The 16,497-nt window shown below is 37.6% G+C and carries 20 protein-coding genes; 7 read left to right on the top strand and 13 right to left on the bottom strand.

What is annotated here, in order from left to right:
- Positions 1–133 precede the first annotated feature (133 nt).
- Both IQ264_RS02575 and IQ264_RS02570 read left to right on the top strand, forming a co-directional pair.
- Positions 134–445: a site-specific DNA-methyltransferase gene (locus IQ264_RS02575; protein WP_193978293.1), complete on the top strand. Its 312-nt coding sequence runs from the start codon at positions 134–136 to the stop codon at positions 443–445.
- A gap of 166 nt (positions 446–611) precedes the next feature.
- On the top strand, positions 612–1,133 hold the full coding sequence (locus tag IQ264_RS02570; RefSeq protein ID WP_193978291.1) for a PEP-CTERM sorting domain-containing protein: 522 nt from the start codon (positions 612–614) through the stop codon (positions 1,131–1,133).
- A gap of 7 nt (positions 1,134–1,140) precedes the next feature.
- Here IQ264_RS02570 and IQ264_RS02565 read toward each other — a convergent pair whose 3' ends face one another.
- From IQ264_RS02565 to IQ264_RS02505, 13 genes are all read right to left on the bottom strand, one after another.
- On the bottom strand, positions 1,141–1,623 hold the full coding sequence (locus tag IQ264_RS02565) for a rhodanese-like domain-containing protein (protein ID WP_193978289.1): 483 nt from the start codon (positions 1,621–1,623) through the stop codon (positions 1,141–1,143).
- A 36-nt stretch (positions 1,624–1,659) separates the two neighbouring features.
- A complete protein-coding gene (locus tag IQ264_RS02560) occupies positions 1,660–2,658 on the bottom strand; it encodes an NAD(P)/FAD-dependent oxidoreductase (protein WP_193978287.1) in 999 nt (332 codons plus the stop codon).
- A gap of 58 nt (positions 2,659–2,716) precedes the next feature.
- On the bottom strand, positions 2,717–3,163 hold the full coding sequence (locus tag IQ264_RS02555; protein WP_193978285.1) for a DUF2214 family protein: 447 nt from the start codon (positions 3,161–3,163) through the stop codon (positions 2,717–2,719).
- 94 nt (positions 3,164–3,257) lie between these two features.
- Entirely contained in the window at positions 3,258–3,698 is a 441-nt protein-coding gene (locus IQ264_RS02550; RefSeq protein ID WP_228061229.1) for a NifB/NifX family molybdenum-iron cluster-binding protein, read from the bottom strand.
- A gap of 69 nt (positions 3,699–3,767) precedes the next feature.
- Complete coding sequence (locus IQ264_RS02545) at positions 3,768–4,199, bottom strand: beta-lactamase hydrolase domain-containing protein (protein ID WP_193978283.1); 432 nt, start codon at positions 4,197–4,199, stop codon at positions 3,768–3,770.
- Between the two features lie 55 nt (positions 4,200–4,254).
- On the bottom strand, positions 4,255–4,788 hold the full coding sequence (gene petC, locus IQ264_RS02540) for a cytochrome b6-f complex iron-sulfur subunit (RefSeq protein WP_193978281.1): 534 nt from the start codon (positions 4,786–4,788) through the stop codon (positions 4,255–4,257).
- 46 nt (positions 4,789–4,834) lie between these two features.
- Positions 4,835–5,038, bottom strand: a complete 204-nt coding sequence (locus IQ264_RS02535) for a YgaP family membrane protein (RefSeq protein ID WP_193978279.1) — start codon at positions 5,036–5,038, stop codon at positions 4,835–4,837.
- 180 nt (positions 5,039–5,218) lie between these two features.
- A complete protein-coding gene (locus IQ264_RS02530) occupies positions 5,219–6,499 on the bottom strand; it encodes a SagB/ThcOx family dehydrogenase (protein WP_193978278.1) in 1,281 nt (426 codons plus the stop codon).
- Positions 6,489–6,938 carry an ankyrin repeat domain-containing protein gene (locus tag IQ264_RS02525; RefSeq protein WP_322744585.1) on the bottom strand — a complete coding sequence of 150 codons (450 nt, stop codon included), beginning with the start codon at positions 6,936–6,938 and terminating at the stop codon, positions 6,489–6,491. Before IQ264_RS02525 ends, IQ264_RS02530 begins: the two co-directional genes overlap by 11 nt.
- A 23-nt stretch (positions 6,939–6,961) precedes the next feature.
- Positions 6,962–7,258 carry a 2Fe-2S iron-sulfur cluster-binding protein gene (locus tag IQ264_RS02520; protein ID WP_193978276.1) on the bottom strand — a complete coding sequence of 99 codons (297 nt, stop codon included), beginning with the start codon at positions 7,256–7,258 and terminating at the stop codon, positions 6,962–6,964.
- A gap of 23 nt (positions 7,259–7,281) precedes the next feature.
- Positions 7,282–7,551 carry a hypothetical protein gene (locus IQ264_RS02515; protein ID WP_193978274.1) on the bottom strand — a complete coding sequence of 90 codons (270 nt, stop codon included), beginning with the start codon at positions 7,549–7,551 and terminating at the stop codon, positions 7,282–7,284.
- Complete coding sequence (locus tag IQ264_RS02510; RefSeq protein WP_193978272.1) at positions 7,552–8,199, bottom strand: hypothetical protein; 648 nt, start codon at positions 8,197–8,199, stop codon at positions 7,552–7,554.
- A 265-nt stretch (positions 8,200–8,464) separates the two neighbouring features.
- Entirely contained in the window at positions 8,465–10,672 is a 2,208-nt protein-coding gene (locus tag IQ264_RS02505) for a GumC family protein (RefSeq protein ID WP_193978270.1), read from the bottom strand.
- A 507-nt stretch (positions 10,673–11,179) separates the two neighbouring features.
- Here IQ264_RS02505 and IQ264_RS02500 point away from each other — a divergent pair.
- Genes IQ264_RS02500 through IQ264_RS02480 form a run of 5 tightly spaced genes read left to right on the top strand, consistent with a single transcriptional unit; the run spans position 11,180 to position 16,441 of the window.
- Positions 11,180–12,091 carry a glycosyltransferase family 2 protein gene (locus IQ264_RS02500; protein WP_193978268.1) on the top strand — a complete coding sequence of 304 codons (912 nt, stop codon included), beginning with the start codon at positions 11,180–11,182 and terminating at the stop codon, positions 12,089–12,091.
- Complete coding sequence (locus tag IQ264_RS33610; RefSeq protein WP_193978266.1) at positions 12,088–13,356, top strand: O-antigen ligase family protein; 1,269 nt, start codon at positions 12,088–12,090, stop codon at positions 13,354–13,356. The genes IQ264_RS02500 and IQ264_RS33610 overlap by 4 nt, the downstream gene beginning before the upstream one ends.
- Positions 13,357–13,411: 55 nt before the next feature.
- Positions 13,412–14,506 carry a glycosyltransferase gene (locus tag IQ264_RS02490; RefSeq protein WP_193978264.1) on the top strand — a complete coding sequence of 365 codons (1,095 nt, stop codon included), beginning with the start codon at positions 13,412–13,414 and terminating at the stop codon, positions 14,504–14,506.
- A gap of 12 nt (positions 14,507–14,518) precedes the next feature.
- Positions 14,519–15,616, top strand: coding sequence for a glycosyltransferase family 4 protein (locus IQ264_RS02485; RefSeq protein ID WP_193978261.1), 1,098 nt, complete (start codon positions 14,519–14,521; stop codon positions 15,614–15,616).
- A gap of 45 nt (positions 15,617–15,661) precedes the next feature.
- Positions 15,662–16,441, top strand: coding sequence for a hypothetical protein (locus IQ264_RS02480; protein ID WP_193978259.1), 780 nt, complete (start codon positions 15,662–15,664; stop codon positions 16,439–16,441).
- The last annotated feature ends 56 nt before the right edge of the window (positions 16,442–16,497 follow it).

The following is a 16,497-nucleotide window of genomic DNA, read 5'->3' as shown; positions in this document are numbered from 1 at the left end:
GGTTAAGGTTAATTTTAGATGCAAAGGCATAATATCATTTCTTGTGTAAGCTGCTTGCGACGAACGTAAATCTAATTTATCATGTAGGGGATTTAACTAATCAAACCCGTTTAATTTTCAGGGATATATAGCAGTGTCAAACCTAGCAAGTGTTTCCGATTCTCTTTCCCAATTAGAAAACCAGAGTCTAGGAGAAATTGACAAGCTTGATAGGCAATTACTTGAGCATTTTAAAAGTAAATTTGTAATTCAGCCCTCACTTACCCGTCCTCTAGTTAGCTTTCAAGCTAACAAAATTAGACCTATTTATCGATGGTACAAATACAAAGAAGCATTCTCAGCATCGCTGGTAGAGTATTTATTACAAAAATATGGAATTACTGAGGGGAAAATTTTAGATCCCTTCGCAGGAAGTGGTACAGCTTTATTTGCGGCTAGTGACTGAACAAGGTAACTTAAACAACAAAGGTAATAAATTATGGGGGATCTGGGTATCAAGTGTTGTTTAATGTGAATCACCTTGACAAGCGTCATCAGGAAGCAGTAAATTTTTTAAAAATAAAATACAAATGTCAAATACTTAACTTTATCCTTTCATCATAAGCGCACCCATGAAAAAGTTATACTTTCTAACTGCAACTAGTCTGATTACAACTGTTGGACTGTTTTTTTGTTCAGTACAATCCGCTTATGCTTTGATTTGGGACTGGAATTATTATGGTAGCAATATAACGGCAAGTGGTACTTTCATTACTGAGGATACTCCAGACAATTTAGGTTATTACCTGATTACTGGAATTACGGGTCAACGAAATGGTGAAAAAATTACGGGTCTTTTTCCTGCCGGATTACCAATACCAGGAAACGAACCTTTTAATGTAGACAATTTGATTAGCCTTAATCCGCAACAATTAACTGGTGATGGTTTCGGTTACTCCACCGTTGGGGGAAATTTTGTGAGTCCATATTTTGCTAGTTTTTTGCCCACTCCGGGTTATTTAGAAGTTTTTTCTGCGCCGCCATTAGTCCCAGGTTTTGAAAATTTTGGCCCCGAAGATAGCGAACTTCCCATTAAATTTTCAGCAACCATCCAAAGTGTTCCCGAAAGTTCTTCAGGAATACCCCTTCGATGAGCAAATCCTATTTTTCTAGAGGTTCTCCTGCTGCTTTCCAACCTTGAATACTAGGAGGAAAACCGGAAACATTGTGATATCCCAACATTTTTAAAGACATAACTCCCATAGCAGTACGATACCCAGTTGTACAATAGAGAATTACAGGACGATTCTGGGGAATTTTATCCAGATTTTGAGTTAAAGTTCGCAAGGGAATATTAATCGCACCTGGGATATGACCAGAATTGAATTCTGATGGTTCTCGAACATCAACTAATAAAGCATTTTTGTTGTTGACAATACTTTTGAGTTTGTCTAGTTGCTGAATTGTGTAATAGTTATTAGGGATGGAAGTGAGGAAATTTGCGATCGCATCCTCTAAATCAACCTCCGCTCTCACGGTTTCCGAACTTAAAGAAGCCGCCATTACTGGCATAGAATTGATGAGCAAAGTCGGTAAAACCAAAAGTGATAATCCCAAGCATAATGCCAGTAAAAGTTTTCGCATATTTTGTTAATCAAAAATTGTAGATAATCAACAATCCTAAACTCGTTCCTTAGTCAAATTTTCTACCCAAGGTTTAGCACCTATATCACGTCGAATTCCTCGCCAAATTTCCGTTGCTGCTAATGCGCCATCTCCCGCAGCAATTATTACTTGATTTAACCCAACTTTTAAATCACCAATTGCGAAAATTCGGGGATGAGAAGTTCTACCTGTTTTATCGGTAACTATGTTGTTACCTTGCATTTCTAAAGGAATTCCTTGAAGATAAGTATTATGATAATGTGACCCCATTGCAATTAAACCAGTTTCTAGTTCAATAACTTTACCATCCACTAATTCTACTCCAGTCATTTGATGATTTTCTCCTAGAAAACGCTTCACAGGAGTTTCTATTAATGGATAACCTAAACTTTTTAATTGCGAGCGTACTTCTTCACTCACAGTAAATGCTCCATGAGTAAAAACTGTGATTTTGGGAGTAAACCAACTTAGACCAGTTATTATTTGAATGTTAGCTTCACTTCCCACAAACAAACCGCATTTTTTGTCAATCATTTCATAACCATCACAAATCATGCAGACGTGCAGATTATACCCAGCATATTCATAAACATTCTGCATATCATCTAACATGGGTAACTTATCAATAATGCCACTAGCAGCTATTAAGTATTTGGCTCGAAATACCGGATAACTACTATTTTGCCGACCAAATTTTATCTTGACTGCAAAAGTTTCTCCCTCGTCAATTACTTCTTCTACATAACCATTGAGCAAGTCACCTTCTAAAGAAAGAAAATGCTGTTTACCTTTTTGGAGTAAAACGCGACCTGGAGTATCTGGAGGTAAGCCTAAATAGTTGTGTAATTCCTGCATCCAAAAAGAGCGTGCTTTTCCTTTGTCTACGATCAGAGAGGAAAGGCGATAACGTTGTAGGTAAATACCAGCAGAAAGACCGCCAGCACCACCACCAACAATTATTGCATCGTAAATTTGGTTCTGTTTTTCAGGGAGATTGTTTTTGCTAATTTGCATAGTTTTTGGTTTAAGTAAGTTGATTGCAGTAAAGAAAACTCAGATGCTAGCTAAGTTTTTAATGAATTCTAGCCATTACTGCTGCGAATAATGGTAACAAAATAAATCCACACATTTCACCTTTAATTAGCCAGGATAATCTATTAACCTGAGCAATTTCTATGCTTGGTGGCTGGTTCATTTGAAAATTTTTAATCCATGTTAAAAAGGTGAAAGTTGGATAAAGGGAAAGTAAACTAACTATAATGAAAATGCCGATTTTAGCATAGAAAAATGGATTGCTTAAATAGTAATCTGTTCCTTTACCAAAATACATAACTCGCAATATTCCGGTGACAAGAATTATTGTGGCGGCTGCGCCGTAAGCGGCATCAGCAAAGGCAACTTTTTTAGCTTCATGAAGTGTCATTTCTTTTTTTAAGTTAAAGATTTCCACTGTAAGCGCAGCAAAAGCTAACATGAATCCCAAGTAATGAAGATAAGCAATAATCGAACTTGTCAACATAATTTTAAGGTAAATTATTACTCCGTTCAACAATGTTTTCTCTAGATACCCGACTTTTTAAAGAAATCGGGTATCTGGACTAATCTAATTGTCACTAACTATTAATTTGACATTCTTGACCGTGTTGATGTCGATGTTGATGTTGATGACTATGTTCATGTTCATGTTCATGTTCGCCACATTCAGCATCTTCTCTTACTAAAGAACCATTTAGATAAGCTGCGATCGCATTATCCAAATCAGTCTCTTTGGTAACAATTGCTTCAATTCCTTTACTCTCTAAACGACGCAATAATTTCTTACCCATTCCTCCACATATTAAAACTTGCACTTCATCTAAAGCATGAGATTCATCAGGAGAACTATTATGAAAGCATTGTTTTGGTGATAATTCTACCAGTTCCTTGTCGATAATTTCCGTACCGTTAATTTCGTAAACCCAAAATTTTTGGCAATGTCCGGCGTGTCCGGTAATAGATTTTTGGTTTTGACTAGATAGAGCGATTTTCACAATTTCTCCTTGCTTGATAAGCATTTTTGATTTGGTATTGGGTTAATTAAGATGTAAAATTACACACTTAACTAAATTAAGAAAAGGGGATTTTTAGGCACTTTTAATTTGGAAGTATCCTTGAGCAAATTCCGCCAAAGGACAATTAGGTTGATGTTTAAGTCCTAAAGCTTCTCTCTTTTCTAAATACTGTTGTTCTGTCCAACTTTCTTGAATTGCTAGTGTCAGTAAAGTCATTACTCCCGCTCGTAAACCTGACGCGCAGCGTGTGTAAATAGGCTGAGGTGCTGAACTAACAGCTTGCATAAAAGCGGGTAAAATGTCTGGGTTTAAATTTTGGCGATCGACTGGTAACTTAATCAAGTTAAACCCTAATTTTTCTACTTTTTCAACATTTAGTTGTTTTTCCTCTGAAGCCATACATAAATCAATTATGGTTCGATAACCTTTTTGAGCAATTTCGCTCAGTTCTTCAGGAGCAATATTATTACCAATGGCTAAAGATTCTGTGACCCTTTGAAACATTTGTTCTCTATTTTTGGCTAATTAATTTTTGATTCAATTGCAATTTTTGAGTTAATTAAACCCACCAAGGAGTTTCTCCAGTTCGAGGATCAATTTCTGTCCAAGGCGAGATCCAAATAGTGTTTTCTTGCACGGCAACATGAACTAATTTGAGTGGTAAAGGTGCAGGTCCACGCAATACAGAACCGTCAGCACTGTAACGAGAACCATGACAAGGACATTGAAATTGTTGATCCATTTCATTCCAAGGAAATGTACAACCTAAATGTGTACAATTATCGACAATTCCTATGTTGTCCAGTGTGCCGTCTTGTTTTACTGTTAAGTAAGTTGGTTCTCCAGCTAACCCTGCTACTAAGGCACGAGTTTCGGCTGGTTCGCTTAAAATTTGGCTGGCAGGAATGGGATTTCCTATTACGTCTTTGGCAATAATTGCTCCTCCTGCGTTACTTTCTGCTGGAGGGATAAAATATTTTGCTACTGGATAAAGTGCGGCTCCAGCAGTGGTGGCAATGACGCTACCAGTCAAAAAGTTGAGCAGTTGCCGACGCGACATGGAGGGATTATCTATGGGAAAACTATTGTCCATAATTCTGTTCCTTAATTGATAGTAATTACTCGCTTCTCAGTGAAGATTATTGAGATTTGCAAGTGTTAATTCCTAACAGGCGGTAAATTCCACAAAAACCGATCGCAGCACTTAAAATTAACAAAGTTGCGGCAATATCAAATCCAATTCCTAAAGTCGTTCCTTGATAAACACTCAAACCCCTGTAAAGCAGAATTGCTGCTAAAAGGAAGCGAATGATTCGATCTATGCTTCCAACATTCCTAAACATGATGATTCCTAATTTCAATTAACAGTTAAATTCCCTAATTATTGGCATTCTGAAAGTTTCTACTGCTATGGCTTTTTTACCGCCTAGCGTGTTTCCAGGTTGCACAGAGAATTTACACTTGTTAACAAGTATATGACTAAATAGTTAAGTAGTCAAGAAAAAAGCGACGGTTTTTCCTTCTTAACCGATCGCAACCGCATACAACACACTACCCTCAGTCCCTAGAAACGCTTGCACTTCATCGTCAAAGAACGCACCAATACCGCTACAAGCCAATCCGACATAAGTTGCTTTCAGATAAACTCGTTGTCCCAGTAAGCCAGCCAGTTGCAAGGCTGTGCGATAATTCTGGCAGTCACTGACAAAAAAGAATAAAACAGCACAATCTCGCCCAATTGCCTGATTAACGCAAAGGTAGCCCATTTTATCGCGAAAATTCCCGACTTTCAAGCATTTTTCTTGGTAATAAACCCCAGGTTCTATTCCTGCTACATTTTGAACAATGGCGTAAATTTCGATCGCTTCGTAACTTTGAGTAGCAATTGGTTGAAGTAACGATTCCCAAACTTCCAGAAATGCTTCTTGGGTAATTTGTGATTGGTGAAAACGTCTTGCAGAACGGCGTTTTTTAATTGCTTGCAGATAGCTTGCTCGATCAACAGAAAACTGAGGTTGGATAATTTCTTGCGTGTTTTTTGTTGGCGAAAGGGTAGCTTTGTAACCTGCTTCAACAAAGTGATTTGGTTCAAAATAATCTGTACCGGAAACAAAGGGAATTGGCGATCGCAATCTCCGAACCGCTTTTTCTTTCACATCTCCTACAATGATGGCAGATGTGATAAATTCCTTATTTTCTAATCCTAAATCATCATTGAGAGCTAACCGATCGAAATCAAATAAAATCTGGGTTTCGAGATTGTGTGTATAAGCAGAAGCTTCGATCGCACCTAGATGATGACCACTATCCAAAAAACAATAACGTAAACTGCGATTTTTGTACTTCCAACTCGAACGGAAATACACACAACTAATCAGTAAAATATATCCTTTAACCAGGCGATTATCAAATAAATAACCTTCCAATCCATCATCTATCAATTCATAAATTAAAGTCAGAGATTGAGTTTTCACTTCCAGATGATAAATTCCCTCAATAATCCCCTTAATTCCGCGAATTTGTACATAAATTTCGGTTGGATAAAGCGCACCAGCCGAGGGATTTACCCGTAAGGAATAGATACCCTCGCGATACATTTTTTGCCAAGTAATCGCACTGGTAAAATGTAAAAACGAATGGCTAGGATTTTCCAGATCTAAGGGAAACCTGCGAAAGAATTTAGGATAACTTTTGAATGCAGCGGGTTGAGTTGAAGAATCGACATAATTGGGATCGATTTGCACCGAAAGAAACGAAAGTTTTGTCGCTTCGTGATATTCATTTTTGATTATCTTAGGCAGCATTTTTCAAAATCCTTAAAATTTGCATATTCGCTGCAAAGTCGATCGCCAAAAAATCATCCAAATTTTTCAACTGAGCATTTGCACCTGCTGCTAAAAGAGCATTAACAACTTCTGCCTTACCTGCGGAAGCTGCATACATTAATACTGTTGCACCGTTATCATTTTGGTTGTTAATATCAATTTTGGCTTCGATAAGTAAACTCATTAAATCCAAACGATCGCGAAAACAAGCAAACCATAAAGCATTATTTCCGTCATGATTTCTAATGTTAACATCTGCTCCGGCATTAATTAGCGATCGCACAACATTTAGTTCACCTAATTGAGTCGCTTTCATCAAAGCCGTATCGCCATTATTTCCCCGTTTATCTAAATTTGTTGACTCAAAATCGTTCGCTAACAACCATTGATTCATGTCTACTAATGAAAGTGCTACCACAATTTTTTCCTCCCTGTTAAAATTTAAAGATACTCGTCTAACTCTACTTCCAAAATACAATCAGAAGTTGGTTTAGCAACACAAGTCAATACATATCCATCAGCAATTTGTTGCTCACTTAAGAAAATTTGTTCATCTTGTTCAACTGTTCCTGAAATAATTTTGCCTTGACACATTGCACAAGCACCGACTACACATTCAAAAGGAATTTTGATGCCAAATTCAGCAGCTTGATCGAGAATGTATTCATTTTCAGATACATCAATTGTTTGCGAAAACCCTCGGCTTTGATTAATTAAAGTTACCTTGTAAGTTGCCATACTTTCCTCCTATAAATTGCTTACTAATTTACACAAGCATTTAACTGAGGATTAATAGCTAGATTAACTAAGGTTTTAGTCACATCTAATGGTAAATTAGGTTGAGTCCAAGTAACAGTCCAGCGATCGCCAGATCCCATAAACTGCATATCATTATCTACCCCAGGACGACCCAAAATATCAATCATTAATCTTGCCAAAACACATTGACTTTTGACTGAATCGATCGCTACTATTGTCATTACTGTATCCGTATCTTCGATCAATTCTTGCTCTATAGACTCCACATTCATTTATCTTTGAACTCCTGCAAACCGATTATTTAACTGAGAAGCTTCATCCCACGAAGGCGATCGATAATCTCCATTAACCGCCCGATCGACATATCCAACTAAATCGGGTAACTCCTCACCCCTAATCTCTCCATTAATAAACATTTTTAATTTTTCTTCCCAACCATTTGGGTATTCTCTAATGATGGGATGCTTAACAAAAATTGGTTGATATTCCGGTTTATCAATATCAACAATAATATCCAGATAAAGAACAGCCAAAGGACGCACAAAAATTCCCGTAGCAGCAATCCCAAAATCAGCATCAATTTCCTTTTGTTTTAGCACCACCACAAAATGTCCAAAAGGGGGAATCTTATAAGGTAATTGACTCCTATTTTCTACAGGTTTTACCTCAATGTTATATCCCTTAGTTAAACCATCTGCCAAAGTCATGCCATCATAAAGTTGATCGGGATGCGGTACATAAATTGTAAATTGATGCAAATCTAACCAGGGATTTTGCGAAGGTTCATCACTCTCATCTTTCCAAGCATTGTAATGCTTTCGCATCTCCTGACCAACATAACTTTCCTGATTACAAATATTGATCAACGAGATGTTGAGAACCTGCTGATCGAACTGAGTAGCCCCTAAAATTTTTATCATTAGACAGCCCTGTTTTAGTAATTTTTGTAATTATTTATGCGATCGCAAAGCGTAGCATTAGCTCGCCTTCTGCAACCTTAAAACAAATTACCTTTCATCATTAGAAAGGAATCAACGCAACTATTCCGTACTTTTGAATACTGAAATACAAGGAAAATAACTTTTTTATTTGTATTAAAATAAAGAAATATTATAAAATGTGTATAATTTTGACATACTTGTTACCCAGATCCCCGACAACTTCTGCGAAGTCAGGGATCTAGATTCAAGAACTAACTTTTTCCTTTTTAGCCAAAGTAGCTTTTGTAGTCGTCAAATCCTCATTGTATGATTTGGCGTGATGGAAGTAACTATCCGGTTCATTTTCAATAATTATTCCGTTAACTACCATCCCCAAAACATTCTGAGCCGACTGAACTAAAAATCCTTTAGAAGCAGATGCACTAACAGTATCCACCACACTAGGACGCGCTACCAACAGCATACCATCAGCCATTTTGCCTAAAGTCAACGCATCAGCCACAAGTACCAGAGGTGGTGTATCGATGATGACGAAATTATAAGTCGCAGAGAAATCTTCAATTAATGAAGCCATCCGCTTAGAATCAAGCAAAGCTAAAGGATTAGGAGGTATGACTCCAGAGGGAAGCACATCTAAGTTAGTCATCACCTCTTTCACCGCTGAATTTACATCAGCTTGACCCACAATTACATCACTGAGTCCAGCTGCATTAGTTAAGTTCCAAATATGATGTTGTATCGGGTGGTGCATATCCGCATCGATTAACAGCACTTTCCGTCCCAACTGAGACATAGCTACAGCTAAATTAGCCGAAACAGTTGACTTACCTTCCTTAGAAACAGAACTTGTGACTACGATAACTTTTAATTCGCGATCGGGACTAAGAAACTTTAAGTTAGCCTGAAGCATTCTGTAAGTTTCACTAATAATCGAATGAGGAGCATCTTTAACCGGAAGTTTAACCGTCTCATCTTGCTTCCTCATGGGAATTGGAAATACCAGTCTCTTCTTCCAAGAAGGAATCATTCCCAACACAGTGTAGTTGAATATATGCCGTAACTCTTTAGCTGTTTTTAAAGTTGGATCTGCTAAATCTACTAAGAACGCTATCACTACATACACCATAACTCCCGCTGCAAATCCCCCGATTAAAAACAATTTTTTCTTGCTATCAGCGGGCTTTCCGGGAATAATTGCATCCTCAATTATCATGGCATTCCCAACATTTTGATTTTCAGCAATCTGTGCTTCTTGGTAATTTTTTAAAAGTAGCTGGTAACTAGTTTGTGCCGCTTCCACTTGCCGTTCTAAATCCCGGGATTTTTCTTGTAATTTCGGTAAAAGATTAGCTCTGTTTCTGTAAATTTGCTTGGTACGATTTAGAGCCCCTATTTGCTTAATTAAACCTAAACGTTGCCCTTGATAACTCACCAAGTCTGTTGCTATTTTTTCTTTCAATTCACTTGTTTGTAAATTGCCATTTGGCAGTTGTGTTCTGGTACCAAGAGACTGTCCTATCTGACCTTGCAAAAATGCTTTGAGTCCATCCCGCTTATCTTCTAAGTTTCTAATTACGGGGTGTGTTGCTGTAAAACGAGTACGTTCTAATATCAGTTGAGCTTCCACTCTTTGTAATTCTTGAAGCGAACTCTCAATTACTTTGGACTGATTCACACTGCTCAAATCAATCACTTTTTCTGGACTCATATTGAGCTTTTGCTGGATTTCGGCAACTCTAGCTGTTGTATCTGCCAGTTGAGCTTCAGTAGTAGCAAGTTGTCTATCTATGCCAGTGATTACATCAACAGCCATGACAGCTTCTTGTTCTAGAGCTACAATGTTGTTTTTTTCTTTGAAAGTACGTAAGGCTGCTTCAGCTTGCCGAACATTAGCTTGAACTGTTGGTAACTCTTTACTAATAAATTCTCTAGCCGCTGCTGCTTCAGCCCGGTTTTTTAATATATTGTCTTCTATGTAAAGACGCATCAGTTTGTTCACAACATCAGCGGCTTCCTGGGCACTTTTAGCTTTATAGCTAATCTGCAAAACATCTGTCCCTTTGATTCCTTTTACAGTAAGTCCTGAAAAGAAAGCTTCCGGTTCTATTAAATTGCCTTTCTTATCTCTAAGGTTTAATGCTTCTATAGTTTTTGTGACAATTGGCAGCGAAGTGACTACCTGCGCTTGTGTATCTACGGGAGTGTTCATCATATTTAGGGTTTCCAACTGCCCTAATTTTTCTCCCGCTTCGGTGATCAGAGAAGAAGAAGTGTTTTTCTTTTGAAAAAGTAATTTTCCTTGGGCTTCATAAGTAGGCGTTTTTCTCATTGCAGATAAGGTAGCTAGTGTAAAAATAGCTAAGAATGCTACTGCACCAGGAAGCCAACGCCGTTTGAGGATCAGGCCAAACTTTTGGAAATCTATGTCTTCGCTGTAGTCTTTAGGATTCATAGGATTTTACTCTCAGAAAGGGTTGAAAAATTTTCTACAATACGGGTTGTTTTTAATGTGAACTTAAGAAAAGATATGGTAGTTTTTTTTACATAAATTTAAGTTATTACTTAGGAAAATTTAGGTATTTTTTCACATTTAATCAGATTACAATTTTGACTCACCTGAAAATGTTCGATCGTGTCTTTCATAACTTTAACTAAATGAAATGGCAAGGAACTAGTTATAAATACTGAAAGTGTAACTCCGTAAATATACGGGGGTATTCATTTGGCTCATACCTATATAGTACCCAAACAGGTAAAGGAATAATCAAATAGTGTATCTTAAGTGGGGTAGAGTATTCAATTATGATAGACAAAGTATCTAAATTGAGGATATTTATAGTAATTGTATCAGTGTTCGCTGCCTGATTTAGTCGGTTAAAATAGTGGCTGGTTCTTTCTTTGAGTAACGGTGACTTGAGAACCGATGCCACAAAAGTAAAAAGCTTGAAGTTGGTAGAGCATGAAAGATAACTGTTTAGTTAGTATTGCGATTAATAACTATAACTATGGGCGGTTTATAAACCAAGCGATCGATAGTTCTTTAAACCAAAGCTACCCCAATGTTGAAGTAATTGTTGTAGATGATGGTTCCACTGATAATTCACGGGAAATTATTGCTAGTTACGGCGATAAAATTGTTCCAGTGTTCAAGGAAAATGGTGGACAGGCTTCGGCTTTTAATGCTGGTTTCGCCGCGAGTCGAGGGGAAATTATTTGTTTTTTGGATGCAGATGATGTCTGTTTACCCCAAAAAGCGGTTGAGGTAGTTAAAGCATTTGGCGATCGCACAGACTTAGAATGGTGTTTTCATCCCTTAAAATGGGTGGATGGCGAAGCAAAACCGTCAATAGAAAGAGGTTTTTCTTACCCACCTGCGGGGGAATATGATTTAAGAGAACATATTAAAGCAGGTAAACTGAGGGATAAATTACCAGTTCTTCCTTCTACTTCTGGTTTATGCTTTAGACGATCGCTATTACAAAAAATTCTCCCCATGCCAGAAGCCAAAAGAATTGGTTTGAACGATGGTTATTTGGAATTTACTGCGATCGCACTAAGCAAAGGATTACTCCTAGATCGAGAATTGACACTTTACCGCGTCCACGGTTCCAATGCCTATAGCATGAGGAAAGATAATCGCCTAGTCGCCGCTAGAATACTTACCCTTACTGCCTATTGGATGCGAGTAAAATATCCATTTTTATCTAAATTTACCAACAATATATTTGCCGCTGCTTTGGGTGCATTTTGGCATAGTGGAGGTGTGGAACCTGAATATCAAGAATTTGTGAAAAAATACTTCAGTTTCCTAACACCAAGAGAAAAAATAGAAATTAACGCCAGGGCTATTTACAATCGTCTAAAACCGTGAACCCAAAACTCGAAAAAGCATTAGCAATTTTTGGTATGCTCGTTTTCTCCGGCGTAATTGGCATGGTCAGCTACGGTCGGGGCTCCGACGGAGCGGGGGGTGCAGGTGGCAGCAACCCATTTGACAAAATCATGGTGTTGTTCCGATATGCCTATTATGCCTATACCCTTTTTATGCTGACGGTACGGCTGAAAACAGTGGTTCGTCCAGCTTTAAGGGATGTACTAATCTGGGGCTTGATGGGAGTAATTTTTATGTCCCATCTTTGGTCTGATTTCCCAAACATATCAGAAAAAAATGGTCAGCTAACTGTACTCACAACCCTATTCGGGTTATACATCGCTTCCCGCTACAGCATGAAAGAGCAAATGAACATATTGCAGTGGACATTCGGTATATCCGTAGTGTTCAGCTTGTTGTATAGTGGGGCGCTTCCTAATTATGGAATTGAACAAGGAACCCATAAAGGCGCTTGGCGTGGTCCGTTACTCCACAAAAATCACTTCGCTCGCTTTATGGCTATATCTACAGTACCTCTGTTATTTGCAGCCTTGAAAGCCAAGAAACATCGGAGAATTATGTGGGGTATTTTTATCCTTTCGGTTCTTCTGGTTCAGCTGAGTACTTCCAAAACTGGTCTCCTAGTTTTTTTAACCTTAATGCTGCTTGTACCTCTGTGTAAAGCTTTGCAATCAACCAAATCAATAGTTGTTCCCTTTTTGATTATCATCGTTTTAATAGGTGCCAGCTCAGCTACATGGTTAGTAAGTAATTGGGAGCCTTTCCTATACGGTCTTGGTAAAGATCCTACTCTCACAGGACGGACATATATTTGGGAATTTGTCATCGATAAAATTAAAGAGCGTCCTTGGCTAGGCTTTGGTTATGAAGCATTTTGGCAACCAGGAGGAGAAGGAGAAAATGTGAAATTTTATATTTTATTAGTGTTATCTCAAGCTCACAATGGCTATTTAGATGTAGCAGTTCATTTAGGATTAATTGGGTTTGCATTTTGGTTTGGCAGTTTGATACTTTGCTTTTTCAGAGCACTAATTTGGGCAAGAGTTGGCGGAGAAATAGAAGACTTATGGCCCTTATTGTATGTAATATTTCTAATAGTGTACAATAACACTGAGTCTACTATTGTAGAAACTAATTCTTTGTTTTGGATATTATATGTAGCAGCAAGCTTTTCTATGAAGCGAATTCGGGCAGTAATACCTGGTGCTTGGCAAGTAGAAACAGAGAATAAAAAGTTAGTTTAAATTTTCCAATAAGCTCTCATAATATGCTTAATTAATTGTTATTTGGACTAAAAAAATGCCGGATATAACTCTTTTTATGGCAGGTCTTGGTGGTGGTGGAGCAGAAAGGGTAATGCTCTACTTAGCTCGTGGTTTTGTAGAGAAAGGTCTAAGCGTAGATTTGGTTTTAGTTAAAACAGATGGCCCTTCCATATCTTTAATTCCACCTCAAGTCCGAGTAATAAACTTTAACACCAGGCGATTGCTGCGAAGTTTCCCCGCTTTGATAAGTTACTTGCGAAAAAATCAGCCCAAAGCTTTACTTTCAGCAATGGAAGATATCAATGTGGTGGCACTTTTATGTCGGCGTTTAGCGGGAGTATCAACGCGAGTTGTGGTAAGCGTACACAACACACTTTCAGTAGAATCAAAAACATCAACTCAGATTAAAAAGCGACTTGCACCTTATTTGGCAAGGTTATTTTATCCTTTAGCTGATAATGTGGTTGCGGTGTCTCAAGGGTCAGCTGTTGATTTAATAAATCTAGGTTTGGCGAAAGAAAGCGTCAAAGTAATTTATAATCCAGTGGTAACGCCAGAATTACTCAAAAAAGCTGCCGAACCTTTGACACATCCTTGGTTTTTACCAGGAGAACCCCCAGTAATTTTAGCTGTAGGACGTTTGGATAAGCAAAAGGATTTTCCGACTTTAATTCGTGCTTTTGCTAAAGTTAAACAACAACGTCCAGCAAGATTAATGATATTAGGTGAAGGTCAAGATAGAGAGCTTTTGTCAGCTTTGGTGCAGGAATTAGGTTTAGAAAAAGATGTGGCTTTACCTGGGTTTGTCGATAATCCTTTTGCATATATGAAGCGATCGGCATTGTTTGTCCTTTCCTCATTATACGAAGGATTGCCTACGGTGTTAATTGAAGCGATCGCAGTAGGAACTCCAGTAGTATCCACCGATTGCAAAAGTGGCCCAGCAGAAATTTTAGAAAATGGACTCTACGGAAAGCTAGCGCCTGTGGGAGATATTCCAGCTATGGCAGAAGCAATTATTCACACTTTAGACAACCCCTTGGATGCACCATTGTTAAAACAAAAAGCCGAAGAATTTTTATTAGAAAAAGCTGTATCGCAGTATCTCACACTATTGCAAGTTGACTAGGAGTTGAAAAATATGGAAATCAAAAAACTTTTGGTAACAGGTGATGCAATTTTTATCAATCGCTATCAAAACTTATTTAAAAGTATGTCTCCTTATTTGGAGCAGGTAGATTACTTAGCTTTAGGGAGTTTAGAACAAAATAGACAAAGACAAAAAATTAAACAGCTTTTACCTAAGTTTCTCCTGAAACCTGCGGAAAAATTATTCCGTAAAAATCAGCAAACATTTATTAAAAAATCCTTAGAAACAGAAGAAAAAATTAGAGGATTAACATACACTCCCGACTTAGTTTTTCATATATTTGCCCTTTATTGTCCATTTTGGGAAAAATTCGATATTCCTTACGTTATGTTCTTGGATTATAATATGGCATTAGCGGCAAAAAATTGGTCTGATTGGTCTCCTTTTAGTAACCAAAAAGAACTTGATTTTTGGCTGGATTGCGAACGTCAGGCTTATGGAAAAGCGCATCATCTTTTCCCCAAGAGCAATATAGTAAAAAAATCCTTGATTGAAGATTATGGAATACCAGCCCAAAAAATCACAGTAGTAGGTGCTTCTGGCAATTTTCCTGAACTATATCAAGGAGAAAAAAGCTTTGGTAGTAAACAAATTTTGTTTAATGGTTCTGATTTTGAAAGAAAGGGTGGAGATTTACTTGTAGCTGCTTTTAAGCAGGTAAAGCAAGTAATTCCCGATGCTAGATTAGTGATAATTGGCAAAAATTTATCTATCAACCAGAATGGAGTTGAAAATCCAGGAATTATTCGATCGACTGCCCAAATGCAAGAGTTATTTCTCAAATCAGATTTAGTAGTTGCGCCTGCTTATTGCGATCCTTTTCCGGTATTTTTGATGGAGGCGATGAATTACGGAGTTCCTTGTATTGTTAGCGATAAAGATGGAATGCCGGAAATAGTAGATAATGATGTAAATGGTGTGGTTATTCACGATCCAACACCGCAAATTTTAGCCGATCGCATCATCAGTTTACTTAGCAATCCTGCTTTATTAAATCAAATGTCTGGACAAGCAAGAGACAAGATGAAAAATAAATTGAACTGGGATAAGATAGCCGCTAATATTATCCAAGTTTTATCAGATAATTAAATCATGGCATAAATTATCCAATTAATTAATAGGAGTTTAGATATTATGGCAACTAGCACCAGCGAATTGTTCAGTAAAACCTCTTTTTGTACCTGTTCCTATCTTAGTTCTGTAAGTAACTACCGCGCTTCCTTAGTGCGTAATGCTATAAAAACTTGGGATCAATTTCTCGAACTTCCGTTTCAGGACAAAATATTTTTAGATGATGGCAGTCCTGATGTTAATGGAATCAGATTGCTCAAACAAACTAGTATTATTAATAAATTTGACGAAATTAAATATAATACTTTAGTTCATGCACCCCACAGTAATTTCGGGATTATTAATAGTATGGTTATTTGTCAGGGTGACTATATTCTCCATCTTGACGATGATATCAAAGTAACTACTTCTTATGAAAATTGCTTTAAATTTATAGAACGGAGTCTGGAGGCACTGGAAAAAGATGAAAGTCTTCTTGGCATAAATCTTCTCACTATGCCACAGGAATTCGATCGCAACTGGTTTCCCGGAAATGATTACCCCGGAAGCGATATTTTTGCTCATCCCAAGAAATACTTTGGCACAGCTGCTTGCTTGATCAAAAGAAAGCTTTTAGAAAGAGTGAGCTTAGAAGATATTATTAATTGGGGCGCACAACAACCAAACACTTGGGAAGTATTAGTTTCTGACGATCCTGCCTCTTTTCTGGTTAGTAAGGTAGAAACTCCCTTTGGATTAGATTTAGATGCTTGGGTGTATCAAAGTGTCAGCAATAAAAGTTGGCGGGGAATTAAGAAGCGGATTAAGTACAATGTAAGCAAATACTTCCCATTTCTTAAATAACTAACATAAATATCCCCGATTTCTTGAAGAAGTCGGGGGTCTCGCTTTTTGCTTTA

Source organism: [Phormidium] sp. LEGE 05292, from assembly GCF_015207735.1.
Lineage (GTDB): Bacteria > Cyanobacteriota > Cyanobacteriia > Cyanobacteriales > Aerosakkonemataceae > Floridanema.
This window is presented reverse-complemented; position numbering and strand designations above follow the sequence as displayed.

Bases quoted from the DNA above. Each gene is read 5' to 3' on its own strand.
- IQ264_RS02570 (WP_193978291.1), top strand. From the start codon at position 612: ATGAAAAAGTTATACTTTCTAACTGCAACTAGTCTGATTACAACTGTT.
- IQ264_RS02565 (WP_193978289.1), bottom strand. From the start codon at position 1,623: ATGCGAAAACTTTTACTGGCATTATGCTTGGGATTATCACTTTTGGTT.
- IQ264_RS02560 (WP_193978287.1), bottom strand. From the start codon at position 2,658: ATGCAAATTAGCAAAAACAATCTCCCTGAAAAACAGAACCAAATTTAC.
- IQ264_RS02555 (WP_193978285.1), bottom strand. From the start codon at position 3,163: ATGTTGACAAGTTCGATTATTGCTTATCTTCATTACTTGGGATTCATG.
- IQ264_RS02550 (WP_228061229.1), bottom strand. From the start codon at position 3,698: ATGCTTATCAAGCAAGGAGAAATTGTGAAAATCGCTCTATCTAGTCAA.
- IQ264_RS02545 (WP_193978283.1), bottom strand. From the start codon at position 4,199: ATGTTTCAAAGGGTCACAGAATCTTTAGCCATTGGTAATAATATTGCT.
- petC (WP_193978281.1), bottom strand. From the start codon at position 4,788: ATGGACAATAGTTTTCCCATAGATAATCCCTCCATGTCGCGTCGGCAA.
- IQ264_RS02535 (WP_193978279.1), bottom strand. From the start codon at position 5,038: ATGTTTAGGAATGTTGGAAGCATAGATCGAATCATTCGCTTCCTTTTA.
- IQ264_RS02530 (WP_193978278.1), bottom strand. From the start codon at position 6,499: ATGCTGCCTAAGATAATCAAAAATGAATATCACGAAGCGACAAAACTT.
- IQ264_RS02520 (WP_193978276.1), bottom strand. From the start codon at position 7,258: ATGGCAACTTACAAGGTAACTTTAATTAATCAAAGCCGAGGGTTTTCG.
- IQ264_RS02515 (WP_193978274.1), bottom strand. From the start codon at position 7,551: ATGAATGTGGAGTCTATAGAGCAAGAATTGATCGAAGATACGGATACA.
- IQ264_RS02510 (WP_193978272.1), bottom strand. From the start codon at position 8,199: ATGATAAAAATTTTAGGGGCTACTCAGTTCGATCAGCAGGTTCTCAAC.
- IQ264_RS02505 (WP_193978270.1), bottom strand. From the start codon at position 10,672: ATGAATCCTAAAGACTACAGCGAAGACATAGATTTCCAAAAGTTTGGC.
- IQ264_RS02500 (WP_193978268.1), top strand. From the start codon at position 11,180: ATGAAAGATAACTGTTTAGTTAGTATTGCGATTAATAACTATAACTAT.
- IQ264_RS02490 (WP_193978264.1), top strand. From the start codon at position 13,412: ATGCCGGATATAACTCTTTTTATGGCAGGTCTTGGTGGTGGTGGAGCA.
- IQ264_RS02485 (WP_193978261.1), top strand. From the start codon at position 14,519: ATGGAAATCAAAAAACTTTTGGTAACAGGTGATGCAATTTTTATCAAT.
- IQ264_RS02480 (WP_193978259.1), top strand. From the start codon at position 15,662: ATGGCAACTAGCACCAGCGAATTGTTCAGTAAAACCTCTTTTTGTACC.